The sequence below is a fragment of the Psychrobacter sp. N25K4-3-2 genome, from assembly GCF_015351755.1.
Lineage (GTDB): Bacteria > Pseudomonadota > Gammaproteobacteria > Pseudomonadales > Moraxellaceae > Psychrobacter > Psychrobacter glaciei.
Window position 1 is genome coordinate 413,372 of record NZ_JADKLX010000003.1, and the last position, 24,491, is coordinate 437,862.

General features: G+C 44.8%; 24 protein-coding genes. 12 read left to right on the forward strand and 12 right to left on the reverse strand.

The genetic code is table 11. From position 1 onward, the window contains the following. Positions 1-74 precede the first annotated feature (74 nt). Positions 75-1,307, reverse strand: coding sequence for an acetate/propionate family kinase (locus IOD06_RS09640; RefSeq protein ID WP_194620714.1), 1,233 nt, complete (start codon positions 1,305-1,307; stop codon positions 75-77). A gap of 841 nt (positions 1,308-2,148) precedes the next feature. On the opposite strand from IOD06_RS09640, the gene IOD06_RS09645 reads away from it, so the two are divergent. From IOD06_RS09645 to IOD06_RS09660, 4 genes are all read left to right on the forward strand, one after another. Beyond that, positions 2,149-2,463, forward strand: coding sequence for a lipoprotein (locus IOD06_RS09645; RefSeq protein WP_194620715.1), 315 nt, complete (start codon positions 2,149-2,151; stop codon positions 2,461-2,463). Positions 2,464-2,599: 136 nt separating this feature from the next. Next, entirely contained in the window at positions 2,600-3,934 is a 1,335-nt protein-coding gene (gene lysA / locus IOD06_RS09650) for a diaminopimelate decarboxylase (protein ID WP_194620866.1), read from the forward strand. A 201-nt stretch (positions 3,935-4,135) separates the two neighbouring features. Next, positions 4,136-5,023 carry a diaminopimelate epimerase gene (gene dapF / locus IOD06_RS09655; RefSeq protein WP_194620716.1) on the forward strand — a complete coding sequence of 296 codons (888 nt, stop codon included), beginning with the start codon at positions 4,136-4,138 and terminating at the stop codon, positions 5,021-5,023. Between the two features lie 6 nt (positions 5,024-5,029). Next, the gene (locus IOD06_RS09660; protein WP_194620717.1) at positions 5,030-6,046 is read left to right on the forward strand and encodes a tyrosine recombinase XerC; all 1,017 of its coding nucleotides are present in this window, start codon (positions 5,030-5,032) and stop codon (positions 6,044-6,046) included. Between the two features lie 63 nt (positions 6,047-6,109). On the opposite strand, the gene IOD06_RS09665 is transcribed toward IOD06_RS09660, so the two are convergent. Further along, the gene (locus IOD06_RS09665) at positions 6,110-7,024 is read right to left on the reverse strand and encodes a nitrilase-related carbon-nitrogen hydrolase (protein ID WP_194620718.1); all 915 of its coding nucleotides are present in this window, start codon (positions 7,022-7,024) and stop codon (positions 6,110-6,112) included. 404 nt (positions 7,025-7,428) lie between these two features. On the opposite strand from IOD06_RS09665, the gene IOD06_RS09670 reads away from it, so the two are divergent. Together IOD06_RS09670 and raiA are read left to right on the forward strand one after the other, a co-directional pair. Next, a complete protein-coding gene (locus tag IOD06_RS09670; RefSeq protein WP_194620719.1) occupies positions 7,429-9,135 on the forward strand; it encodes an RNA polymerase sigma-54 factor in 1,707 nt (568 codons plus the stop codon). Between the two features lie 360 nt (positions 9,136-9,495). After that, complete coding sequence (raiA, locus tag IOD06_RS09675; RefSeq protein ID WP_010195932.1) at positions 9,496-9,876, forward strand: ribosome-associated translation inhibitor RaiA; 381 nt, start codon at positions 9,496-9,498, stop codon at positions 9,874-9,876. Positions 9,877-10,248: 372 nt separating this feature from the next. Here raiA and thiS read toward each other — a convergent pair whose 3' ends face one another. From thiS to IOD06_RS09695, 4 genes are all read right to left on the reverse strand, one after another. Next, on the reverse strand, positions 10,249-10,449 hold the full coding sequence (gene thiS, locus IOD06_RS09680; protein WP_010195929.1) for a sulfur carrier protein ThiS: 201 nt from the start codon (positions 10,447-10,449) through the stop codon (positions 10,249-10,251). A gap of 234 nt (positions 10,450-10,683) precedes the next feature. Beyond that, on the reverse strand, positions 10,684-11,058 hold the full coding sequence (locus tag IOD06_RS09685) for a DUF423 domain-containing protein (RefSeq protein ID WP_194620720.1): 375 nt from the start codon (positions 11,056-11,058) through the stop codon (positions 10,684-10,686). 65 nt (positions 11,059-11,123) lie between these two features. After that, positions 11,124-11,987 carry an RNA polymerase sigma factor RpoH gene (gene rpoH / locus IOD06_RS09690; RefSeq protein ID WP_201574459.1) on the reverse strand — a complete coding sequence of 288 codons (864 nt, stop codon included), beginning with the start codon at positions 11,985-11,987 and terminating at the stop codon, positions 11,124-11,126. Positions 11,988-12,228: 241 nt separating this feature from the next. After that, entirely contained in the window at positions 12,229-12,696 is a 468-nt protein-coding gene (locus tag IOD06_RS09695; RefSeq protein ID WP_194620721.1) for a sulfurtransferase TusA family protein, read from the reverse strand. Positions 12,697-13,332: 636 nt separating this feature from the next. Between IOD06_RS09695 and IOD06_RS09700 the strand changes: the two genes are divergently transcribed. Then, positions 13,333-14,892 carry a M48 family metalloprotease gene (locus IOD06_RS09700; protein ID WP_227669980.1) on the forward strand — a complete coding sequence of 520 codons (1,560 nt, stop codon included), beginning with the start codon at positions 13,333-13,335 and terminating at the stop codon, positions 14,890-14,892. A 76-nt stretch (positions 14,893-14,968) separates the two neighbouring features. Here IOD06_RS09700 and IOD06_RS09705 read toward each other — a convergent pair whose 3' ends face one another. Together IOD06_RS09705 and rpsU are read right to left on the reverse strand one after the other, a co-directional pair. Further along, positions 14,969-15,418, reverse strand: coding sequence for a GatB/YqeY domain-containing protein (locus IOD06_RS09705; protein WP_194620723.1), 450 nt, complete (start codon positions 15,416-15,418; stop codon positions 14,969-14,971). A 238-nt stretch (positions 15,419-15,656) separates the two neighbouring features. Further along, positions 15,657-15,872: a 30S ribosomal protein S21 gene (gene rpsU, locus IOD06_RS09710; RefSeq protein ID WP_010195908.1), complete on the reverse strand. Its 216-nt coding sequence runs from the start codon at positions 15,870-15,872 to the stop codon at positions 15,657-15,659. 692 nt (positions 15,873-16,564) lie between these two features. Here rpsU and IOD06_RS09715 point away from each other — a divergent pair. The 5 genes from IOD06_RS09715 (at position 16,565) to IOD06_RS09735 (ending at position 19,958) form a co-directional block, all read left to right on the forward strand. Continuing rightward, a complete protein-coding gene (locus tag IOD06_RS09715; protein WP_010195897.1) occupies positions 16,565-16,939 on the forward strand; it encodes a hypothetical protein in 375 nt (124 codons plus the stop codon). Positions 16,940-17,048: 109 nt separating this feature from the next. After that, complete coding sequence (locus IOD06_RS09720; protein ID WP_194620724.1) at positions 17,049-17,564, forward strand: cytochrome c5 family protein; 516 nt, start codon at positions 17,049-17,051, stop codon at positions 17,562-17,564. A 251-nt stretch (positions 17,565-17,815) separates the two neighbouring features. Continuing rightward, positions 17,816-18,874, forward strand: a complete 1,059-nt coding sequence (gene tsaD, locus IOD06_RS09725) for a tRNA (adenosine(37)-N6)-threonylcarbamoyltransferase complex transferase subunit TsaD (protein ID WP_194620725.1) — start codon at positions 17,816-17,818, stop codon at positions 18,872-18,874. Between the two features lie 55 nt (positions 18,875-18,929). After that, positions 18,930-19,301, forward strand: coding sequence for a CrcB family protein (locus IOD06_RS09730; RefSeq protein WP_194620726.1), 372 nt, complete (start codon positions 18,930-18,932; stop codon positions 19,299-19,301). Between the two features lie 216 nt (positions 19,302-19,517). Further along, a complete protein-coding gene (locus tag IOD06_RS09735) occupies positions 19,518-19,958 on the forward strand; it encodes a hypothetical protein (protein WP_194620727.1) in 441 nt (146 codons plus the stop codon). A gap of 245 nt (positions 19,959-20,203) precedes the next feature. On the opposite strand, the gene IOD06_RS09740 is transcribed toward IOD06_RS09735, so the two are convergent. The 4 genes from IOD06_RS09740 to potA all read right to left on the reverse strand — a co-directional run bounded on the left by IOD06_RS09740 (position 20,204) and on the right by potA (position 24,155). Next, entirely contained in the window at positions 20,204-21,094 is an 891-nt protein-coding gene (locus IOD06_RS09740) for a LysR family transcriptional regulator (protein ID WP_194620728.1), read from the reverse strand. Positions 21,095-21,187: 93 nt separating this feature from the next. Beyond that, positions 21,188-21,994: a spermidine/putrescine ABC transporter permease PotC gene (gene potC / locus IOD06_RS09745; protein WP_189583087.1), complete on the reverse strand. Its 807-nt coding sequence runs from the start codon at positions 21,992-21,994 to the stop codon at positions 21,188-21,190. Beyond that, the gene (potB, locus tag IOD06_RS09750) at positions 21,994-22,881 is read right to left on the reverse strand and encodes a spermidine/putrescine ABC transporter permease PotB (protein WP_194620729.1); all 888 of its coding nucleotides are present in this window, start codon (positions 22,879-22,881) and stop codon (positions 21,994-21,996) included. Before potB ends, potC begins: the two co-directional genes overlap by 1 nt. Continuing rightward, entirely contained in the window at positions 22,881-24,155 is a 1,275-nt protein-coding gene (gene potA / locus IOD06_RS09755) for a spermidine/putrescine ABC transporter ATP-binding protein PotA (RefSeq protein ID WP_194620730.1), read from the reverse strand. Before potA ends, potB begins: the two co-directional genes overlap by 1 nt. Between the last annotated feature and the right edge of the window lie 336 nt (positions 24,156-24,491).

Here is a 24,491-nt window from a genome sequence, read left to right on the forward strand (position 1 = left end):
ATACTGAGCGTTTTATTCTATGTTTTTTATAACCATCAGGAATGATAAACGCTGAGTATAATATCTAAATAGGCTTATACCAAATTCAAGGCCTGACGCGTCTCTTGCGCGATACGGTATTCTTCATCCGTTGGTACGACCCACAGCTCAATACTACTGTCATCTGCATGGAAGCTGCCTTCTCTACCACGGGATAGATCCGCATTTTTGTCCGCATCTATTTTGATACCAAAATGACGCATCACTGCTAAGATGCTGGCACGCGTGGTGACAGAGTTTTCACCGATACCACCGGTAAAGACGATACCGGTAAACTCCGGTAGCGCACAGCTCAAGCTGGCAAGGTATTTACCAGCGCGGTAGCAGAACATCTCGATCGCAAGTTGCGCGTCTTTATGGCCTTCACTAGCGGCTTGCTCGATAGTACGCAGATCGTTAGACAAGCCTGATATGCCTAGCAGACCACTGTCACTATTGAGCATTTTATCAGTCTCTTCTAAGCTCATACCGAGTTGACGCTTTAGATGCATGTGCAAGCTAGGATCGACATCACCGCTACGCGTACCCATCATCAGACCTTCGAGTGGGGTCAGACCCATACTGGTATCGAGACTCTTGCCATCGTATACGGCAGCCACCGAGCAGCCATTACCGAGATGTGCTGTTAGCCAACCATGTGGCCCTTTAGACTCCGTGATTTGGCTAGTACGCTCTGAGACATAGGCATGAGAGGTGCCATGAAAACCATAACGACGGATTTTGTGTTCTTCGTAAAGGTACTTTGGCAGGGCATAACGAAACGCAACGGGCGGCATCGTTTGGTGAAAGGCGGTATCAAACACCACAACTTGCGGCATATCAGGATAAATGGCTTGCACCGCTTCGATACCCAACGCATTGGCAGGGTTGTGTAGTGGTGCCAGTATCTTGAGGCGTTTGACTTCTGCGAGTGCATGCTCGTCGACTCGCACGGCTGCAGAGTATTCACGGCCACCATGTACCACGCGATGACCGACCGCGATGAAATGGTACTGCTCTAATAGCTCAAGGATTTTTTGTAGCGCCAATTTATGACGACCACCAGGGATAGAGATTTCGAGTTTTTCGCCATTTAGAGTGGTGTGTTTGATACGGGCAGTATCCAGACCTAAGTTTTCGGCAAGACCAGTAATACGAGTAGAGTTGTCATCACTAATCAATGCGTATTTGATAGAAGAAGAGCCACAATTAAGGACTAAAGTAGGACTGGTCAGGGTTGATGTGTCAGAGTTTTTATCATCAAAAGTGGTGGTCAGGCTGGCGCTCATACTCTATCCTTAGATTATATTTTATAAGTGTTGAATCATTATAGATTAACACGGGTTAAATAAACAAAAACCAGCCGTATTCATGCTGACATGCGTCAAACAAAAATAGGGCTGATTTTGGTCATTCTTGCACGGCCATACTTGTCGAGTGTCGATGAGGCGCTTGCTAGCGCGCTCGTCACAGCTGCAAGGTCGGGCTATAATGTAACATATTTTTGTGCTTATACCACGACCACGATAAGGTTTAAATTCAGTACTGAGCGTGTAATTAATACAACTGTGCACCGAGTATCATTGGGGTTTAATAGCTGCTAAAGCACTAAAACCATGAGCAATATAAATTGTAAGAAAGTTTGTCAAAAAGCTGCCAAAACGCTATTTGCTAACTAAAATGGTGCTCTCGTAATAGTTCTAAAGGTAATGTGGTACATCCAAAATAAAGTAACCCCTCAAAATAGTACCAACGCTTAATAAATTTCTGAGTGATTCACAATTACTATGAATAGCCATTATTAATAGCCACTATGCGCACAGCTTTATAGAATAATGCTATGATTAAAACCTTGTCATATTCTCCTGTTTTGGTGCTCGATTTTTAATTTGGTTTTTACTAGGGCGTGTCTTCATTTCAAAAATGGTGATAAAAATGAGATAAATTGCAGTCAAACAAGAAAAATAGCGCAGATAATATCGGGATATTAACCAGCTATTTGACGATGTTTGGCAAGATTTAGCCATTTTTAGCCCATTTAGATGACTATCGATTGAATTGAAGACAGGCCCCAATACTGCTTGCTTTTAGCGCCTCCACACCATTGCAATGTTAAAGGTCCTCTATTCTATGTTTATTAAACCCCATTTCTCCAAGCCTGAGTCTGCTAACGTATTGGTTAGCAGTAGCCGCCATGTCTTCTATATTTTCATTATTGGCAGTACCATGATGTTGGGCTTATCAGGCTGCGGGCAAAAAGGCGATTTGTATTTAGTAGACTCCAGTAGCCAGACCGTGCAAGAGAGTACCGATAAAATCGACAGTACCAGCAATCCACAAGACGCTGCCTTCGCTAGTGTCGATGATGATGACTATCAAAAAACGCGCTACCTAGAGCAGCAGCAAGTATTGCCTGAACCGAGTACCGATGCTAACGATTATTAATTTTATAGAAAAATTGTTTGTCAAAGAGCCGTTCTTGCTCGCCGCAACCGACAACCTTTACCCTTGATAACCTGATGAAATTAGAGATGTGCATATGAGTCATTCTGAGCAACACGCAGGCGTAACCGATGTTACTATTGGTGAGTCAGTCACCACCCAGACTGAGCAAGGGTTATATATCGACCCTAACGCTTTAACTGCCCACTTACCAGCACTACACTATCGCGACGACGCTTTATATATGGAGCAAGTTAGTGTCGCAGCGTTGGCCAAGCATTATGGTACGCCTTGTTATGTTTACTCAAAGCAGGCGATATTAGACGTCTATCAAGCCTATACGGATAGCTTTTCCAGTCTAAACCATCAAGTTTGTTATGCGGTTAAGGCCAATTCCAATCTGGCTGTGCTCGGTATCCTAGCGCAAGCGGGTGCAGGGTTTGATATTGTCTCGCGTGGTGAGCTGATGCGAGTGTTGGCAGCAGGTGGCGAAGCCGCACGCGTGGTATTCTCCGGCGTGGGTAAAACTCGCGGTGATATCGAATATGCACTGACCCAAGGTATTGGCTGCTTTAATGTCGAGTCGATTAGCGAGCTGACCTTAATCAATGAAGTCGCAAAGTCACTTGATAAGCCTGCGCCGATATCGCTGCGTGTCAATCCAAATGTCGATGCAAAGACGCATCCATACATCTCGACAGGTCTTAAAGACAACAAGTTCGGCATCACTCACGAAGATGCATTAGCTGTTTATCAGCAAGCGGCAGAACTATCGCATATCGATATCGTCGGGATTGATTGTCATATTGGCTCACAGCTGACTGAAGTAGAGCCGTTTGTCGCAGCGTTAGATAAAGTCATTGAGCTAATATATAGCCTGCGTGACAAAGGTATCGAGCTACGCCATATCGATTTGGGCGGTGGTCTGGGTGTGCGTTATATTGATGAAACGCCCGTGTCTATCGATGAGTTTGCCGAGGCGTTATTGCCTAAATTAAGCGCGCTTGGCCTGACGGTATTCTTTGAGCCAGGTCGTAGTATTGTGGCCAATGCCGGTATCTTATTGACCACAGTGGACGTATTAAAGCCAACCGAGCATAAGAATTTTGCCATTGTTGATGCCGCGATGAACGATTTGATTCGTCCAGCTTTATACCAAGCTGAAATGGCTGTGATTCCTGAAACATTACCGCAGAATGGTCTAGACACTGATGGTACGCAGCCGTGGGATATCGTTGGTGCTATCTGTGAGACAGGGGATTTCTTAGCAAAAGACCGTTTGTTGTCACTCGCTACAGGTGATGTTTTAGCGATAACGGGCGCTGGTGCTTATGGCTTTACCATGAGTAGCAATTATAATTCGCGCCCGCGTGCTAGTGAGGTCATGGTAGCCGATGATCGCCATCAGCTGATTCGCAAACGCGAAACCATTGAAGCGTTATATGCAGACGAAACGCTGTGGCAAGCCGAGTAACATTATTAGGTCTGCCATGACATTTGAATATAAAAAACCCACTATCGTACTGATAGTGGGTTTTTTTATGGCAAAGCTTTATCAAGATATTGGTTTTAAAGGATAAATATAACTTAGTATTTGATAGCGGTGATAATTATGATTGTATCTGACAGCGTGCTAATATAACACATACATAAAAATAGGATAGGACTCAAGGATATGCTCATAGAATTTACAAAAATGCATGGTCTGGGCAATGATTTTATGGTCATCGATTTGGTGACCCAGCGCTTAGAATTAACCAAGGATTTGGTGCAGTTGTTGGGTGATCGTCATTTGGGCATTGGCTTCGATCAATTGCTCGTGGTTGAACCACCCATGCGCCCTGATGTCGATTTTGGTTATCGTATTTTTAATACTGATGGCACCGAGGTCGAGCAGTGTGGCAATGGCGCACGTTGTTTTGCGCGTTTTGTGCAAGCACGTAAACTATCATTTAAGCAGCGTCTGCGTGTTGAGACGGCAAGCGGTATTATTTCTTTGACCACTGATCGTTATGGTTGGGTAGAAGTCGATATGGGCAAGCCGAAATTTGAGCCAAACGAGATTCCATTTACCCCAAGAGCCACCACCAAAATCCAAAACGCTTATCATCTAGACGTTAATGGGACGCCTGTGCAGCTCTATGTTGCCAATATGGGCAACCCGCATGCCGTTATAAAAGTCGACAACGTACTCGATGCCGATGTTGAAACCTTGGGCAAAGCCATTGAGTCACATCCGGCATTTCCCGATCGTGTCAATGTCGGCTTCATGCAAGTGATGAACCAGCGTCATATTCGCCTACGTGTCTATGAGCGCGGTGTCGGCGAGACCCAAGCTTGTGGTACTGGCGCATGTGCGGCAGTGGCGGTCGGTATCCGTGAAGGCTGGCTCGATGAAGGCGAAGATGTGCGCGCACAGCTCTATGGCGGTAGCATGATTATCAAATGGCAGCCGGGCTATTCGGTCATGATGACGGGGCCAACGGCATTTGTCTATGAGGGCGTATTTAGCCCAGATGGTCTGATGGCGCAAGCGGGCATCAAGCCCAATCCAGAAGGCTAATAGACAATGACGACAGCGCCTACAGTAGATTCTAAGTCAAAATCATGGCTATCCGCTGAGCTGGCCGCCACTATCGAGTCAGATGCCGCGCTACGAGAGCTGTTAGCGCCAGTACATCGTTGGCTAAACACTTTGTCAGTGCGCAATCATTCACCTCATACATTGACCGCTTATTTTGCGGGACTGAACCAACTGGCGTTATTTTTACGCGGCAAGCGTTTGACGTGGACGCGCTGTGATAAGCGTCAACTTGCCCAGCATATCAGTCAACGACTCGATGAAGATAAGCTAGCACTTGCTAGTGTCCAGCAAGAGCTGTCCGCCATCCGCCACTTTTATGGATGGTTGATCGAAGAGGATTTAGCACGTATTAATCCAACGACTGGCTATCAGCTTAAGCGCAGTCCTCGACCACTACCGTCGATCGCTGACGTGGATTTACTGACGCAATTACTGGATCAAGAAATCCCTGATACGCCGGAGCAAGCGCGCTTATGGTTGCGTGATAAAGCGATGTTTGAGCTACTTTATAGCAGTGGTCTGCGTGTCGGCGAGTTGGTCGCCCTAGATATGGCAGATGTGGATTTGTCTGATTTGCGGGTACGAGTGACAGGTAAAGGCAATAAGACGCGCCTAGTACCATTTGGTGTCAAAGCAGCAGAAGCGATTACGCGCTATCTACCGCATCGTAACCTGTGGGTAGAGCAGATGGACACCGCATTATTTATCAGTGAAAAATTGGGCACACGCTTGTCAACGCGAGCAGTGCAGCAACGTCTAAAAGTCGTGGCAACGCGGGCAGGCATCGCGCAAAATATGTATCCGCATCTATTACGCCATTGCTTTGCCTCGCACATGCTGTCGGGCAGTGGCGACTTGCGTGCGGTACAAGAGATGCTTGGGCATAGCGACATTAGCACCACACAAATTTATACCCATGTGGATTTTGCTAAGCTTACGCAAGTCTATGATCGCGCCCATCCGCGCGCGACTCATGCGCAGAATGACAAAGACTCAACGTAGAATATAAATTTTATAAAGGCTAAAGTTCTAAAAGCTTTCTTCTAAAACAAACCAGCGCTACCCTTAAGCCAAACGATGGCAGTCAAAGATAGGCATCTTTTGCCGACCTTGCGCTTGGGCAGACTTATCAAAAGTTGCCAAGACGATTTCATGATTTTGCTGTTCTTGAACAACAGCTTCTTTTCCCAGAGCCTGCTTACTCAGTGCACTATCATCATAGCTATTTATAATAGTGCCATCAAAAGCGGTGATGGCGGTATGTCCCCACGTCTGCCGTGTATTCCCATTTTTGTAGAGATGGTCACCGCCTTGTGCTGCGCCAATGACCATACATTGACTGTCTAGCGCCCGCGCGCGTAGCAACAGCGACCAGTGTGCTTGCCCCGTCAAATAAGTAAAGGCTGACGGCGCGCTCAATATGTCAGCACCCGCTTGCCGCAAACGCTGAGCCAAGGCGGGGAAACGCAAATCAAAGCAAACCATCATCCCCAATTGATACACGGCATCATTTACTTCAATCGGTGCGATGACAGTCTGTGTGCCCGGCTCAAACGTGGCGGCTTCATTATAGTTGCCTTGCTTATCCGCCACCGTCGCTGTGAATAAATGAATTTTGTCGTAGCGTGCTACCCGTTTGCCATCAGGGGCGAACAGCTGGCTGACTTGACGTAATCTACCATCAGGTACGACCATGCCATCTGGGCGATAAACGCAGGGCAGAGAGCCGACCAGCACATAAATACCGTAGGTACGAGCGTAATCCGCCAACGTCGCTGATAGTGCATCAAATTGCTCAGCAGTGGCAAACTGCTCACCCATGCTGCAGCAGTTTTCTGGTAACACCACCAGCTGAGCACCTTGGGCACGGGCATCAATGATGGCGGCTTTTATATCCGCTAAGTTGTTATCCGTGTTTTGCTGACTGTTCATTTGGATCGCAGCAATGGTGAATTGCGTATTATTTATAGGATTATTCATAGTTTGCTCCTCAGTTATTCTTGAGCTGACAAGGCGCTTATCTCATCTTTCTTATCATAATAAGCTTGTCATTATTAACAGGTTATATGTGCTGAAATCTTGATTCATTCAGGCAGTAAAACCTGTATCTCGATGTTTTTATAAGAAAGGTATTAAAAGCTCGTGCGCATAGGGTATAAATTATCATAGCAAAATTGTGGCAAAAAATGCTATCGTCATGACCTGATAATATGAACTCACGACCTTAATCAGCATAACATATAGTCGGTTCAACATAATTTAGATACAAAGCAGGCGATTGGAAGTGCTACAAACAGTAGACTAAGCAAGCCTAATGCCGTATCTGATTTATACAGGATTAACTATAGACTATATCACCACGATTGGAGTGTAATAAGCTACCTATGAGTATGTCGTTCGGATTGGCGACCACGCTAAGTACATCACAAAAGCTCACCCCGCAAATGCAGCAAGCCATTAAATTGTTGCAGCTCTCTAGTCTTGAGCTCGCACAAGAGGTTCAGGCCAAGCTGGATAGTAATCCGCTGCTTGAACGTATCGAGGATGAGGAAGACGAATACGAATACGAGAGTAATAACGATACGATGGTGGATGACTTTAGCGAGCCATTAACCCTCGATACTTGGAACCAAGCTGCTAGCGCTGATTCATTTACCGCGTCATCTACTACTTCCAGCTATGACGATGATAGTACGGGCGATTACAGTGATGGTTCAGCGGATAGCTTCGATAAACTACAGCAGTCAGGTATCGATGAGGGTGCGACAGATTATCAAGCGTTAGACAGTGATGACGATAGTCGCTTTGATACTGACCGTTTTGATGCCAGTCATTTTAGTGCTGGCAGTGCTTCTAGTGCTTTAGCAAAATCAGATTATGATGAGTTTGATCGCTATCAAGGCGCTACCTGCGCCACGATACAGGATCATGTGCGTTGGCAGCTTAACTTTAAGCGTCTCTCAGAGACGGACATGCTGATTGCAGAATATCTGATGGACTCGATGGATGATATGGGCTTTGTGCGCCTTGATATTGATGAGCTATTACAAAGCTTTGAGACCATGGCAAGCTTTTATCAATGGGAGGAGCGCGTTGAGCATGATGAGGTCATGGCGGTACTGCGCGTTATTCAATCGTGCGATCCATTGGGCGTCGGTGCGCGCAATTTAAGTGAGTGTCTAGCGATTCAGCTGGTCAAGCTCGATGCTGACACTGACTATCTTAAAGAGGCGCAAGCGCTATTGTCCGCCAGTGAGCATTTAGTCAGTAATAATATCAAAGCGCTGACTGAACGGACAGGGTTGGCACCTGAGCACATTACCCCTGCGCTTAACTTACTGCGCAGCTTAAACCCTTCGCCAGGTTTGCTGTTTCAAAGTAATCAGCCAGATTACGCTCAACCGCCTGCCAGTTATGACATCCCTGATGTGCTAGTCACGCCTATTCGTCGCCACAATACTCAGAACACCAATAATAGCAACAGAGCCAATGCTACTGCACAGATAGATGGCTGGCAGGTACGACTGAACCCTGAGACATTACCAAAACTACGGGTCAATCAAGAATATGCCAATTTGGTCAAACGTGGCGATGACAGCCCTGACAATCAATATTTGCGTGAAAATCTCACCGATGCGCGGCTGTTTATTCGTAGTATCGAAGAGCGCAATCAAAACCTGTTAAAGGTAGCGACCAGTATCGTGCGCTATCAGCAAGAGTTTTTGCAGCACGGCGCGACTGCCATGCAACCACTTATCCTAAAAGTCATCGCTGAAGAGGTTGATTTACACGAATCAACCGTCTCGCGTTTGACCACTAGCAAAAGCATTTTGACACCGCAAGGCTTGTTTTCACTCAAGCATTTCTTCTCATCGCATGTCAGTAGTAGCGATGGCGACATCTCCTCGACGGCTATCAGCGCGATGATTAAGAAGCTGATAGCGGATGAAGACCCCAAAAAACCGCTGTCTGACAATCGAATAAAAGATCAGCTGCTTTCTGAAGGTATCGATATTGCTCGCCGAACGGTGGCCAAATATCGTGAAGCGATGAATATTGGCTCATCTGCCCAGCGCAAACAAAAATATTAATTGTCATAATTCAATGACTTATCCTCAAAGTCAGGAAAATTTCAATATACCTGATTATAAATATAAAAAATAAAATTTTTTGATTATATAGAAACCTGCAATAAACAACAGTTTTTATTACATTTAATTACAATTTACTGTCTTGCTACTATCAGGTTTTCATGACAAATTAGAGTCATACCAAGGACAAAAACGACGCAAATTTTTTTTTGGTAAAAAAATGGCGATACTAAATTGGCAATACAAGGATATGTCAGTTTTTACCGAGAATTTTGTAGCGGTCGTTGGTAAGGCAAGATGAAAAGGGTAGGAATGCCACCTCATCTGTTGATTGTAAGTCATAAATAAAAGGACAATAATATGAATGTTTCTATCAGTGGTCACCATATCAGTGTTACCGATGCAATGGACAAAGCGGTTCGCGAAAAACTTGAAAAAGTAGAGCGTCACTTCGATCAGATACAAAGTATTAAAGTGATCTTATCGCTAGACAATAGCGGCGCAAGTGATGGTGGTAAAAAGAGCCATAAAGCCGAAGCGATTATGCGAGTCTCAGGTCAAGAAATGTTTGTCCAAGCGCTTGAGGATGATATGTATAAAGCCATTAATGAGATGGCAGACAAGCTTGATAGACAAGTACGTAAGTATAAAACCCGTCAAGAGCGTAAAAAGACTCAGGGTGCAGGGCGTGACGGACGCTATGAAGACCTCAGCACCGCTGATGTAGCGCCAGCTGTTTAGTTTTATTATGATTGATGCTCAATATATAGTGGCTAATAAACCCATAAATAGTATAGTCATTCCACTATAAAAGTATTACAGCGTTAACCTCGCTTGAAGTATCACATATACATCTACACTCGGTTGCCTTGTACTACTTTTAAATTGAATCGACTATATGAATAAATAATATAAATAGCCCATTGATTGAGTAAAGACGTAATAAGCAATAAAAAAGACCTCAAACGTATCTAACGTTGAGGTCTTTTTATTGCTTATCATCCCGTCATCATTTAACGAAAGATAGGATGTTATTAATAAGTTTTTGCTTGTTGTAGCTACTGATGTTGCTCAATTAGTATTTTGGAGGTCGCTATGCAATGAATAGAATAGCTAGCCGCCACCAACTGCTTGTACCACCTCAATATTCATCCCCTCAGTGATACGTAGCTGACCCAGCTCACTCTTTGGGATCAGATCTCCATCGACTTCGACTGCATAGCGACCTTCGCTCAGTCCAAGCTCATTGATAACCAATTGCACGGTCTGATGGGTGGTCTGTAGATGTTTACCATTAACGCTAATGGTACTCATAAAATGTACTCCTTAATTGTTAAAATTCCTTTTTTGCCATATCGTTCAGTCACATCATTATTATCTATCTTTTTCGCAGCTGTTAATCACGTTACTGTAGTCAGTGAAAGGTAATATCGAACCATCACGCACTGCTGATATCAATTTTTCTTGCTTGCTGTGCCTGCGCAGACAGAGGCTACAAAAAATTGATATCAGCAATACCGTCGCATTTTTAGGATATTTTGACTATATTTAGCTGGCGGCATTGCTCAAGCGGAACGCTGAGACAGCAAGCCACAGCCAACCTACAATCATCAAAACACCACCAATAGGTGTGATTGCGCCAAACCAACGCGGTGCGCCCAATGTCATCGCATATAGGCTACCAGCGAATATAATAACGCCAACTTGTAGCAACCATGCACTCGTCTGAGTCGTATAATTTAGGCGGACAAGTATGCCAACCAGCAATAAACCGAGGGCATGGATAAACCAATAGAGCGTTGCCGTATGCCACCACTCAAGCTGCTGAGAACTGACCATACCTTTGAGACCATGTGCCCCAAAAGCGCCTAAGCCAACAGCAATGGCCATATTGATCGCTGCAATACCTATCCAATTTACCATGCGAAAACTCGTATTATCATTCAAGCCTGTCAATAGCGCGGTGGTAATAGCGCATAGTGGACGATTTACTGAATGTCATTGGGTAAAATGACACTATCGATAGTCATCGCCTCACGGATTTTATCCATAGCATTTTTTTCGATTTGGCGTACGCGCTCAGCCGAGATAGAGTAAACCGCTGCCAATTCGTGCAAGGTTGATTTTTGCTCAGACAGCCAGCGTTGCTCAACGATATCGCGTGAACGATCGTCGAGAGTATCCATTGCTGCAATCAATGCCGATGAGTTGTTTTCTTCCCAATCTGATTCTTCCACCATCTCAGCAGGATCGATACCGTCTTCTAAAAACAGCTGCGGCGCATAACGGCCATCGTCATCATCGCTAGATTGCGCTTCAAAAGAGGCGTCATAAGAGGTGAGACGCGATTCCATCTCAAGCACCTGCTTACGAGTGACATTTAAGTCATTGGCGATGGCATCTGCTTCTTCAAGGGTGAGTTGGTTATTGGTCTTTTTAAGACTGCGTAAGTTAAAGAACAGCTTACGATGCGCCTTGGTGGTCGCGACTTTTACAATGCGCCAGTTACGAATCACAAATTCGTGAATCTCCGCTTTGATCCAATGCACTGCAAAAGAAACCAAACGCACGCCTTTATTCGGATCAAAACGCTTGACGGCTTTCATTAGCCCCAAGTTGCCTTCTTGAATGAGATCCGCTTGTGGTAAACCATAGCCTGAATAACTGCGCGCGATGTGAATCACAAAGCGCAGATGCGACATAACGAGCAAGCGTGCGGCTTCTACGTCGCCTTCATCGTAATAGCGATGGGCAAGCTCTTGCTCTTGCGTCGGGGTTAAAATAGGGATTTGATGCACAGTATTGATATACGCGCCCAGATTGACCCCAGGCGCTGACAAATGCGTTGGCATCGCTGGGACTAAGTCACGAGTGCTCGTATCTTCAAATGCACTCGCATCATAAGGTGGACGCGCGGCAGCAGCTTTTAGGGCTGCATCGCGCGCTTCGTTTTTTTCAGGCGCTGCGCCATCTTTTTTACGTGTTTTCGCAGCATCATTAGCGGTAGTAGCCATATTCTTGACCTTGGTTAAATAGATAAACAAACAGTCAGATAAAAATCTTTATTGTTGTAATTGTAAAGGATAGCGACGCTTAGTTGCTATCAGTTTTGGTAATGATGAAGTGATATATTGTATCGAAACGCTGTGATGTAGCGCCATCAACCAGTACTTTGTCGGTCATTTCGCTCATCGTTAATCCCAAACTAGAAGTCGTTTTAGCTTGCTGGCTTTGCTGACAAAAAGCGGTGATATCCGCTTTCGAGTTAGGGTCGGTTGCCACCACATATAACGACTCGCCAGCTGCTACATCGCGTAGTGCGACTTTGGTTTTTAACAGTGGCATCGGGCAGGCAAGTCCACGCCCGTCTACCCAACTTTTTATATTGAGGATCAGTTGAGCGGAGCCTGTCGTGCCATCCAACTCCATATTACCCGTATGACCAGTAGGCAATAAGTCTAATAACTCTTTAATAACATGCTGCTGCGTATCAGGCAAACTTGCTGACAAACAAACAGAGTAAGACCCTTGTGCGGTAATTAACTGACTGTCAGCAGACATAAAAAACCTTGAGATATTAAAACTTGAGTTGGTAGCCGTAGAGAATTTAATAGACCCAACATATTAATATTAACTTATCAATATGTTGGGTCTATTAAGTAAACGGCACTAATGTGGACATTTTGCCACCATTCGTTATTATAGCAAATTGCCGCGATGCAGTTGCAGTTGAATATAGTCATCGTAATGTTTGGCTCACTAGAATGACTACTCAAGGCTGACAGCTAAAAATGCTATCAACAATCAAACCAAAAATTGACCATCAATAATTACATTGTCATGTTGCACAATAGTGACGCACAGCCGAGTTATTGGTAGCTAAATACAGACTAGAATTGACCTTGTATAAACAAGCTCGTATAGTCAAAATTACGTTATTATCAAGCGGGTAAGATGCGCATCTGTATCATTCTAATAGACAGTCACTGCTTGGTATAGTCAATCCTCTATAAATTGGATACGGTGTCAAGCTTGCTTAGTCTACTACTTGTAGTACTTTCACTCGCCTTCCTTGTATCCAAATTATACTGAACCGACTATAGACAAGGCAGCAATAAATTGAATGAGTGTGCCATCGTTAAGGATATACAGAAAATGATATTGTTTGTATCCAAACAAAAAACAGGTCGTTTGCTTATGCCTCACGCAATAAAACTAGGGCTATCGGCTGTATTATTGGCTCTGACAACTGGCGCCAATAGTAGCGAAAATTCTGCTGCGCCATTTGCCTATAACTCATGGCAAACACCAGCGGCAGAAGCGCTCGATTTACCCAATTTACGCGGGCAAGGACTGAGCTTCGCGGAACAGTATCAAAATAAGCTGCTTGGTGAATGGTCATTACAGCGTATCAATGGTCGCGCAAAAATGGAGCATGATCCTTGGGTGCAAGAAACGGTTAAAGAAATGACGTGGCGGCTCAATGCACAAGCGCGTGAGCAAGCGCCCTTGGGCTTGGTGATCATCGACAATCCCAGTATTAATGCTTTTGCAGTGCCAGGCGGCGTCATTGGCATCAATACAGGGACGATACTGGCTGCGAGTAGTATGGATGAATTGGCTAGTGTCGTCGCTCATGAAGTGGCGCACATTAGCCAACGCCATTACGAAAGCGGCGTTGATGAACGTAAGAAAGCCTTGCTGATGCAAATAGGCGGTATGCTGGCCGCGATTGCCGCATCAGCGGTCGATGGTGATGCCACAGCAGCAGTACTGATGGGCAGCCAAACAGCACTAATGAATAGCAGCATGGCTTTTAGTCGCAACAACGAACGCGAGGCCGATCGGGTAGGGATGCAAATTATGACCCAAGCTGGGTATGACCCACGCGCGATGCCTAGATTCTTTGCCACGATGAATCAAAAAAGCCAACTTAATCAGACAGCCAATCTGTTTTTGCCCAGTTTTGTACGTTCGCATCCCTTGAGCAATGAACGGCTAAGTGAATCCCAGAGCCGCGCCCAGCAATATCCCACCATGTCATTAAGCCAGCAACAGCGTCATCAAGTGCAGTTTGATTTGCTTTATTGGCGCGTCCAAAGTACAGGTAAGCATGCATCTGAGACCATACTGACAACGGCTGCCAAAAACAGCTTAGGGGCCAAGTTGGCGTTGATGACTTGGTATAGCGAGCAACAACGCTTTACTGATGCCAATGACATATTGGCGGAACTTGTCCTGTTACCAGCGGCGCAGCGCCAAGCGTTAGAGCCATTGTTGTCGATTACGCATAGCCAAATGCTGAGCGAACAAGGCAAATGGCAGCAAGCCGCCGAAGTATTAGAGCGTCAGCAGCGTGTTTACCCTGAGCGCCGTGATTTGCGCTTGTATTTAGCCGAAGCGTTGACGAACAGTAATCAGCCGACCAAAGCACAAGCCCTGTTAAAACCTTTGACCCAGCAGCAACCAAGCGATCGTTATGCATGGCAAAGCTTACAACTTGCCAATGAGAAAATTGCCAAAACGACTGACTCCCCGCAGCTAGCCAACATCGCGACAATCAACGCATTGCGCTATCGCAGCCATGATCAGCTATGGAATGGGCGCTATGAAAGTGCGCTTACTTCCTTAACGCAGGCCAAACGATTGGCTGAAAGCATGCAAACGACCGCGCAAGCAAATAGTGCGCGTCCGCTCTTGGCGAGCATCAATGCAGAAATTAAAGACGTAAAAACCGCCAAAGACTTTAAGCCTTAGGCGGTTGTGTTTATCTGTTCATCATTTATAGCTACGGCACATCAGTCTCAAGCAACGATGTTGACCATAAAAAATATTAACCTTGCAAAGCTTCTTTTACCAGCTTAGAGATGAGCGCAGGGTCAGCACGACCAGCGGTTTTGTTCTTTAGCACGCCCATCACACTACCCATATCACGCATAGAAGTAGCACCTTGCGTGGCAATCTCGGCATTTACCAATGCCATGATCTCGTCTTGATTCATTTGTTGTGGCATGAACTCATTGATGATATCGATCTCGAACTGCTCTTTGGTTGCCAAGTCATCACGGTCGTTTTCGGTAAAGATACCGAGCGATTCTTGGCGCTGTTTAAGCTGCTTCTGTAAAACTTCTAATACGCCTGCATCATCGAGCTCTATTTGACGATCAAGTTCAATTTGCTTGATGACTGATTGTACGTTACGTAATACCTTAACGCGCTCAAGCTCACGAGCTTTCATGGAAACTTTGATATTGTCTGATAAAGTCTGTTTAAGTTGGCTCACTGCTATCATCCTTATTTATCTGTTAAATGCTATTTGTCATATGTTGTTTGCTAGGTTTTTAGAGCAAAACCTGCTGATCGGGGCTTTAATAAAAAAGTGACTTTAATAAAAAAAGTGGCTTTGATAAAAAATGTATCAGCAGTAATAACAAAAATTGTAGCATAAAAAACGCCACTGATATCAATGGATAACAGTGGCGTTAGTGTAGCGCTTGTACGTAACTAAATCAGATTACTGATTAGTACATACGAGTGGTACGAATAGTTTCGCGTTGTAATTTCTTTTTATAACGCTTTACGGCAGCTGCTTTTTTGCGCTTGCGTACTTGCGTTGGTTTTTCATAAAACTCACGCTTACGTACGTCTGATAATACGCCAGCTTTTTCACAAGCACGTTTGAAACGACGGATAGCGATATCTACTGGTTCGTTTTCTTTAACCTTAACTGCAGGCATGAAGACTCCTCGATTAGGATGAGATATAAGGGCATTAGTTTGGCTGTGTATTAGTATTTAGCCGTAATATCTCAAGATTACAGGCATCAGCTCAAACTAGGACAATTCTTGCGCATTAGCACAAGGGCAGGTATTTTAATAAAAAATACCAACAAAGTCAACGATTTTAATGGTTTATTGTCTATATGTTATTTGCTTAGATGAGTATTTAGGTGCAACTGTCTTGCTTGAGATTGAGTCAGGGCACAAAATTTACCGTGAATAAAAAGTCCCTACAGTCTATAACGGTTTGGTTGGAGTTTATGCTATGATAATTTCCATATTATAGGGTCTGTTTGATATTCAAATATTAGGGCTGCTGAGGGCTAAAATTATCCCAATCGTTGTTGAAAACCTAGCTAAGGTCTCGACATTATCGTCGGTTTTCGCCTAGTTTGGGGTAATTTTAGCATTAGCCTTGAGAACGGATCGAGCAAAGCACTGCTTTGCCCGTTAAGAGCTGTGCTCGAGTGGAGGGCAGTACTCTTTTTTGCCAATATATGGCGAAATGGTTTAACCTAGAATGACTAGGCTTCAACAATTTCACTACATATTGTCTAAAAAATAGTGACTGCCAGCACCACGTTTGAATATCAAATAGACCCTAGTAAGCATATGAACCGTTTTATGTGTATTTTATTGAGGATGTTGGCATGAAAAAAACAGTATTAAGTACGGTGTTGAGCACAGCATTTATCGTTGCTTTGGGTGCGAGCGTGAGCGCTTGTGGTGGCGACAAAGAGCATGAAGTATATGCAAAAGATCGCGTTGATGAAGCAGCGGCACTTGCGATAAAAAATGGCCCACCTGCTGAAGAAATGGAGTTTCCAGAAACCGCCCCGATGCCAGCTGCGGATATGACTGCAGATGGTACGGCAGTCGATGGTGCTACTACTCCTGAAGCCGGTATGGCTGACACTGATATGGCAGAAGCAACGGCTACCGATAGTGCTGATACAGCCGCTGCTCCGACTACTGACAGCACTGATATGGCTACTGAAGATGCAGCGGCAGCCACTGCTGAATAAGTTAGTGCTGAACGAACTCTTAGACAGTCATTAGTAGTATAGGCAAGTATTTTGAGCTTATATATTGCATTATTAGCCGATTACAGACTTACTAAGTAAAGGTAAAACCATGATTGATATACAATCGTATATGAAGAAACTGAGATTGTCTGTAATCAGTATGAGCGTGATACTCGCAGTGAGTGCTTGTAGTGGCGATAACACGGCCACTGAAGAGACTACAGCAGCCAATGAACCTGCTAATACTGCCGTTGAAGAAACAGTCGTAGCAGAACCTGAAATCACGACGCCTGAGCCTGTGATTGAAGCAGAAACAGAGTCTACCGACATGGTGGTTGAAGAAGCGGTAGCACCTGAAACTGCTGCTGAGCCTGAAGTGCTGGCTGCTGATGCTGGTGCTAAACTGTATGAGTCAAACTGTCAGGTTTGTCATGCTGCTGGTTTGCTCAACGCGCCAAAATATGGTGATACGGCGGCTTGGACGGCTCGTCTGACTAAGGATAAAGAAACGCTGTATAGTCACTCCGCTAAAGGCTTTAATAAGATGCCAGCGCAAGCGGTAAATGGTGTCACTGAAGCGCAAGTGCATGCAGCGGTTGATTATATGCTAGCATCTGTGAGCTAATAAGGCTTAATGGAATATATTAGCCATTGAAATTTGTTAAACTGACCGTCATTGTGACTGACAATGGCGGTTTTTTTATGCCCGTTTTTTATTGATATCAACCTTAACGAATATGACTGACTGTGCGAAAATTATTTGTTGAACTAGAAATAGTATTTGGCTTATTTTATTCGCTATTCAAAGTCCTAAAGTGATGTAAGATAAAAAAACGGCAAAAAGCAGCTCGAAAACAAAGGTATAAAGGCAAAAGTATGAAGGTATTGGGTTTAGAGACCTCTTGTGATGAGACGGGACTGGCGATTTTTGATAGTGAGCAAATGAACAGCGACAATCAAGGTCTGGTTGGACAGGTATTGTATTCACAGATAGAGCTGCATGCACTCTACGGCGGTGTTGTACCTGAGCTTGCCAGCCGTGATCATATTCGCAAGCTGGTGCCTTTGCTTAATGAGTTGCTCGAGCAGTGCGACGTCAAGAAAAGCGAGATTGATGCTATTGCTTATACCAAAGGCCCCGGGCTTATTGGTGCTTTAATGACGGGTGCATTGTTTGGACGCAGCTTGGCGTATGGCTTAGACATTCCTGCGATTGGTATCCATCATATGGAAGGTCATCTGTTGGCACCGTTCATGGGTGCAAACCCTCCAGCTTTTCCTTTTGTCTCGCTCTTAGTGTCTGGTGGGCATACTTTGCTTATCGCCGCACGTGGTGTGGGTCAGTATGAGATATTGGGCGAATCGATAGATGATGCGGCAGGTGAGTGCTTTGATAAAGCCGCCAAAATGTTGGGCTTACCTTATCCTGGTGGTCCCAATATTGCCAAACTGGCAGAGACTGGCAACCCAAATGCTTACAGTTTACCAAGACCGATGTTACATCGTGGTTTGGATTTTTCCTTTAGCGGTATGAAAACGGCCGTGCATAACCTAATCAAAGACACGCCATGCTCAGGTGGTTCGGGTAATGTCTCGGATAGCGACCCACAAGTTCGCGCGGATATCGCTGCCAGTTTCCAACACGCGATGGTCGATACACTGGTGAAAAAATCCATCAAAGCGCTCAAGCAAGCAGAGATGAACCGTTTGGTGATTGCGGGTGGTGTCAGTGCCAATATCCATTTGCGCGAGACGCTAGAAGCTGAGCTAGCCAAAATAAATGCGACGGTTCATTATGCACCGCCAGCATTATGTACGGACAATGGTGCGATGATTGCTTATGCCGGTTACGAGCGCCTGCAAGCGGGTCAATCAGATGATTTGGCGGTGAGCTGCGTGCCGCGCTGGCCGATGACAGAGCTACCAGCGGTTTAAAGATGACTTTCTCAATACGCTATTCGTTAACCTTTATTAAACCTAAGGATGATCTATGCAGTGGATTGCGATTGGTTTAGGCGCCGCGCTGGGCGCGTGTTTGCGAGGCTGGCTTGCGCGCTTTAATCCGCTGCATCATTGGATACCACTAGGTACGTTGGGCGCTAATGTGTTGGGCGGCTTGTTAATAGGGCTCGCTCTAGTGTGGTTCGGGCGGATGGGTAGCGGCTTGTCTGACAATGCTAGACTGTTCGTAATCACTGGGTTTTTGGGTGGGCTGACGACGTTTAGCACTTTTAGCGCGGAGGTCTTTACCTTTATTAATGATGGCCGTTTGCTGGCAGGATTGGCGCTTATCGGTTTACATGTGGGACTGACTTTACTGGCGACTGCTATCGGATTTTATTTGTTTAAGTTGGTTTTGTAACCTTCGATAGATATTACTCACTTAATGGTCTGATTTGAGTAGTTCTTTTATTGCAGTCTGTTTTAAGTGGTCTGTTAATAGGTTTTTGGCACCTTTTAGGTGGTTCCCTTAGGGTATACCTTTTGTATGTACTGATCTGGATAAGGTTTGCATATTTAGTCCAGCAGCTGAGTTTGAACCTAGTATTCATGGCAGTAAAGCTTTTGGGAGAATTAAATGATTTATTTTCGAGATAACGAGTCTTGGGTTCAATTTGGTCAGCAAAGATTGGATGACCCTGACATAGTTGTTATAGACTTAATGGGCTGTGAGAGTAAAGAAGACTTCACTTTGACAATAGGGAAGGTATTGTACGGATCTTACAGCCCTAAGCTAGTTACAGGTAAAAGCCTAGATGCGCTTACAGATGTAGTATCAGATTATCTGATTGAAAACTGGTTAAAATGGAAAGAAGTTTACATTATTGGATGGAAATACTTTACTGATAAACATCCTATTTTTTCGCAATATATGTTGTCTTCTTTTGTGAATTCCTATATTAAAAGTCTTTCAGGGGAATTACAACTAGTTGAATGGGGAGAAAGAAATTTTCAAGATTTGTACCTTTTAGAAGCATTGACAGACGCAAGACCAAAATTTTTTTTGGTATTGAATTAATATATGAACTTTTTAATAGGTAAAAACACTAGGTAGCCAGCAATTCAAATACGATAGAATATGTATGCTAAGTACACCATTAAGTACACCGTCATTATCTTAATAATTCAACCTATTGGTATACATAGCTCACAGCCAGACATTCAAGTCCTCACTAGGGAACCGTCATTTACCATAATGCTCGTCATAACGTAAGAGAGCGGACGATATTTCTTAACTGGAATAATTTAGTAAATAGCGAAATATTAAACCGGCTTTACTATTCCTTGTAGCAAACTCGCAAACCCTTGCATATAAGCGGTATCTTGACTCGATGTGCGTGTCGCTGCATACAGCTGGCAATGCACACCATCACCCAGCGGTCGCGAGACGACCCAACCTTTTTTCTCATATTCAGCAACGACCCAATCAGGTAAGGCCGCCACACCGCGTTCACTAGCAACCAGCTGAATCAGCATCGCAGTCAGCTCTGTCGTACGAATACTATCAAAACTGACCTGAGCTGGTGTCATAAAGTTAGCAATAATATCGAGACGCTTGGCCTCTACCGGATAGGCAATCAAGGTCTCTTCAGTCAAATCAGTCGGCTCAATAAGCTTCTGCACCGCTAAATCATGCGTTGGCGATAGCACCAAGCGACTCTCATACTCAAACAACGGCTGATAGCTGATGCCCTCTATCGGTAAATCACTGGTCGTAATGAGTAGATCAATATCACCTTCTATTAATAAATGATGCGGCTCAGGCTCAAAACCTGTCGCAAAATCCAGCTCGACATCTGACCATTCGCGGCGGTAATGATTAAGTATCGGCATTAGCCAATCAAAGCAGCTGTGACACTCAGATGCTAGGCGTAATCTACCTGCTTGACCGTGTGCCAAGCGTTTCAGATTGGACTTGGTACGAGTGACCTGCGGCATAATGCTGTCTGCCAATGCCAGTACCGTCTTGCCAGCTGGCGTAAAAGTCAGCGGACGCGTGCGGCGATTGACCAAGCTAATATCGTAATAATTCTCTAGCTCTTTTAGCTGATGCGAGACCGCAGAAGCTGTCACATGCAGCTCATCGGCAGCCGCAGCAAGTGAACCATGCGCTCGTAATGCAGTTAACGTATTAAGATGGCGGAGCTCTAGCATAAGACAACCTGCCTGCTAAGTTGAGAAAAATTCATTATAGTACATATGTTACTGACTTTCATTCATAGCGTATGATTGATGAGCCATCGACAGCTAGCGCTTGCGTAACAGTAGCTGTGAGATGATGACCAATATTAAAGAAGCGACTAATAATAGTGTACCAATAGCATTAACTTCCGGCTTAAGTCCCACTCGTACCATCGAGTAAATTCGTAGTGGTAAAATCTCATAGCTAGGCCCCGTGACAAAGGTTGAAACCACGACGTCATCTAGCGATAAGGTAAAGGCGAGCAACCAACCTGCCATTACTGCTGGCAAAATAACGGGAATCAGTACCGTACGTACCATGGTTGATTCATTGGCGCCCAAATCGCGTGCCGCTTCCATCAAGCGCTCATCCAAGCTACTTAAGCGTGCAAAGACAGTAATGACAACAAAGGGTAAGCAAAAAGTAATGTGCGCCAATAGCAGTGAGACAAAGCCCAACTGCAAACCGATTAGTAGGAACAATGCTAATAATGAGATAGCGAGTACAATCTCAGGCGACATCATCAGGACAAATAACAGCCCATTTAATAAGCCTTTACCGCGAAAGTTATAACGGTGTAAGGCTAGGGCAGTGAGCGTTCCTATCAAAGTCGAGACAGTCGCGGCAACCAAGCCCAATACAATAGAGTGCCAAAATGCATCAAGCATGGCTTGGTTATTAAATAGCGATTCATACCACTTTAAGCTAAAGCCATCCCAGTTGTAGCCGATTTTTGACTTGTTAAAGGACATCACCACTAGGACGATAATGGGCAGATATAGCAAGGCATAAATCAGCCCGAGATAGCCTTTGGCGGCGATACTGCCAATCTTAAGCGGACGAGTTTTTTTATTCGGTGATCTATAAGACATTAGGCCACCTCATTAAAGTCAGTCTTGCCAATGCGGCGACTACTGGCACGATAGGCGAGCAATAATACCGCCATCGCTAGGGTCAATAATACGCTGGCAGCTGCGCCAAACGGCCAATCACGCGCATCCAAAAACTGGTTTTTAATAATATTACCGACCAACAAGTTGCGCGAGCCGCCTAAAATATCGGCCACATAGAACATACCCATCGCTGGTAATAACACCAACAGTACCCCAGAGATAATCCCTGGTGTTGTGAGTGGTAGCACCACATGCCAAAAGGTCTGCCTTCTCGATGCACCCAAATCTTGCGACGCGAGTAGCATGTCATTGCGCAAATCGGTAAACACCGCATACAACGGCAATACCATAAAGGGAAATAATAAGTAGGTCAGTCCCGCTATGACCGCGCCTTGCGTGTATAAAATATCAATAGGAGTATCAATCACACCTAGCGCTAGCAAGAATTTATTAATCAAACCATTATTAGCAAACAATAACTTGAGGGCATAAGTGCGTACTAGAGAGTTCGTCCAAAACGGCAATATCAATAGCATCATGAGCAGCGGCTGCCAGCGAGTTTTGGCTTTAGAGACCAACCACGCAAAAGGATAACCAAGCAGCAAGCAGATAACCGTGGTGATACTTGCCATCCATAATGAATGGACAAACACCTCAAAATACAACGGATCAATTATGCGTACATAGCTGTCGATGCTGACCGGCAAGCTGATAAAAGCGCTGCTATCGCGGGTCAAAAAGCTAACAGCGATGACTAGAATATTGGGTAATAAGGCAAAAATAAGCAACCAACCCCAAATCAACCACAGCGTTGCAGTACGAAAAGGACTTTTGCTGCCCAAATTGAAACGGCTAGTACGTGCCATTAGCTGACATCCTTTTGCACAGACATGCCTTGATGTTCGCTTGAGTTGGCGGTTGAATGATCAAGTGAGGGAGCAAGTGAATTGTCATCTGGTAGCACCCATTCCCAGCCATCAACCCATGAGACCTTGACCGCTTCATTCAATTTATAATCGAAGCTGGGATCATCTTCATCAAAAAATTCAGAAGCCTTGATAATATGACCGTTTGCCAATTCAATAATAGAGTCTAAAGTGCTGCCTTTATAGTTACTTTCAATCACTCGGCCAAACAGTCCAGTATGGACATCATCATTAGGATCATAAATTCGCAAATCTTCAGGACGCAGTAGTAAATTGACGATGTCGCCTACTTGCACATCATTGGCAAAATCAGGACGACGCAAATTACGTAATGTCGTTGGGCCGTCTTGCGCTTGCGCCTCACAGACTTCGACTTCGATACGTCCGTTGGTGACTTTGCCATCACGATCTGGCTGGTCAGCGTAGACGCCTTTGACTTCTGCTTTGAATAGATTGGTCTCACCGATGAATTTGGCAGTAAATAAATTCGCGGGCGTTTCATAAATCTCGATAGGTGTGCCGATTTGCTGAAAGGTGCCGTCTTTCATCACCGCAATACGGTCTGACATCGATAGTGCTTCTTCTTGGTCATGGGTGACGAAGACAAAAGTGATGCCCAGCTCACGCTGTAGACGCTTGAGTTCAGACTGCATTTGCAAACGCAACTTGTGGTCGAGCGCCGATAGCGGCTCATCAAGTAACAATAATTTAGGACGATTAATGACCGCCCGTGCGATGGCAACACGCTGCTGCTGACCACCAGATAAATCCTGCGGTTTGCGATTGGCGAGATGCTCTAATTGCACCATTGCTAGCATCTCGCTCACGCGCGTTTTAATCTCATCTTTAGGTACTTTTTTAATTTTAAGACCATAAGCCACGTTTTGCGCGACGGTCATATGCGGAAACAAGGCATACTGCTGAAACACCGTATTGACCGGACGCTTATCCGCTGGCAAGCCTGACATCTGCACGCCATCCAGATAGATAGCACCAGCATTTAGCTGCTCAAAACCGGCAATCAAGCGTAGCAATGTCGTCTTACCGCAGCCTGACGGGCCAAGCAAGGTCAAAAACTCACCATGCTTGATGTCGAGATTGATGTCTTTGAGTACTTCGGTTTGGTCATAGGTTTTTTTTATACCCGTCAGTTGCAGTAGTACCGTGTCAAGTGACGCCGCAGCTTGGTGCGTGTTTGAAGGTGATTCGGTCATAAGGGTGGTTCCTAAGCATCCAACATCTCAGTACAGCTATACGTCTAAAGCACTGCCTTCAAGGTGGTTTGGTATGAGGATAAACGATGGGTATCAATAGGGTTTGGTTGCTGCGTATTATAACAAACCTTGGATATAAGTCAGTGCCAGTTCGTTATAAGTTAGCGATGCTACTTTGTTGTAAAATAAAATTTTGCCAAACATCGTCAAATAGCTGGTTAATATCCTGAGATTATCCATGCTATTTTTTTCGCTTGACGGCAATTTATCTCATTTTTATAATCGTTCTTAAAATGAAGACACGCCCTAGCGAGATTAAAAGCGATTTTTTTATTA

Coding starts and splice junctions, on each gene's coding strand:
- IOD06_RS09640 (WP_194620714.1), bottom strand. CDS start 1,307: ATGAGCGCCAGCCTGACCACCACTTTTGATGATAAAAACTCTGACACA.
- IOD06_RS09645 (WP_194620715.1), top strand. CDS start 2,149: ATGTTTATTAAACCCCATTTCTCCAAGCCTGAGTCTGCTAACGTATTG.
- dapF (WP_194620716.1), top strand. CDS start 4,136: ATGCTCATAGAATTTACAAAAATGCATGGTCTGGGCAATGATTTTATG.
- IOD06_RS09660 (WP_194620717.1), top strand. CDS start 5,030: ATGACGACAGCGCCTACAGTAGATTCTAAGTCAAAATCATGGCTATCC.
- IOD06_RS09665 (WP_194620718.1), bottom strand. CDS start 7,024: ATGAATAATCCTATAAATAATACGCAATTCACCATTGCTGCGATCCAA.
- IOD06_RS09670 (WP_194620719.1), top strand. CDS start 7,429: ATGAGTATGTCGTTCGGATTGGCGACCACGCTAAGTACATCACAAAAG.
- raiA (WP_010195932.1), top strand. CDS start 9,496: ATGAATGTTTCTATCAGTGGTCACCATATCAGTGTTACCGATGCAATG.
- thiS (WP_010195929.1), bottom strand. CDS start 10,449: ATGAGTACCATTAGCGTTAATGGTAAACATCTACAGACCACCCATCAG.
- IOD06_RS09685 (WP_194620720.1), bottom strand. CDS start 11,058: ATGGTAAATTGGATAGGTATTGCAGCGATCAATATGGCCATTGCTGTT.
- rpoH (WP_201574459.1), bottom strand. CDS start 11,987: ATGCCAACGCATTTGTCAGCGCCTGGGGTCAATCTGGGCGCGTATATC.
- IOD06_RS09695 (WP_194620721.1), bottom strand. CDS start 12,696: ATGTCTGCTGACAGTCAGTTAATTACCGCACAAGGGTCTTACTCTGTT.
- IOD06_RS09700 (WP_227669980.1), top strand. CDS start 13,333: ATGCCTCACGCAATAAAACTAGGGCTATCGGCTGTATTATTGGCTCTG.
- rpsU (WP_010195908.1), bottom strand. CDS start 15,872: ATGCCTGCAGTTAAGGTTAAAGAAAACGAACCAGTAGATATCGCTATC.
- IOD06_RS09715 (WP_010195897.1), top strand. CDS start 16,565: ATGAAAAAAACAGTATTAAGTACGGTGTTGAGCACAGCATTTATCGTT.
- IOD06_RS09720 (WP_194620724.1), top strand. CDS start 17,049: ATGATTGATATACAATCGTATATGAAGAAACTGAGATTGTCTGTAATC.
- tsaD (WP_194620725.1), top strand. CDS start 17,816: ATGAAGGTATTGGGTTTAGAGACCTCTTGTGATGAGACGGGACTGGCG.
- IOD06_RS09730 (WP_194620726.1), top strand. CDS start 18,930: ATGCAGTGGATTGCGATTGGTTTAGGCGCCGCGCTGGGCGCGTGTTTG.
- IOD06_RS09735 (WP_194620727.1), top strand. CDS start 19,518: ATGATTTATTTTCGAGATAACGAGTCTTGGGTTCAATTTGGTCAGCAA.
- IOD06_RS09740 (WP_194620728.1), bottom strand. CDS start 21,094: ATGCTAGAGCTCCGCCATCTTAATACGTTAACTGCATTACGAGCGCAT.
- potC (WP_189583087.1), bottom strand. CDS start 21,994: ATGTCTTATAGATCACCGAATAAAAAAACTCGTCCGCTTAAGATTGGC.
- potB (WP_194620729.1), bottom strand. CDS start 22,881: ATGGCACGTACTAGCCGTTTCAATTTGGGCAGCAAAAGTCCTTTTCGT.
- potA (WP_194620730.1), bottom strand. CDS start 24,155: ATGACCGAATCACCTTCAAACACGCACCAAGCTGCGGCGTCACTTGAC.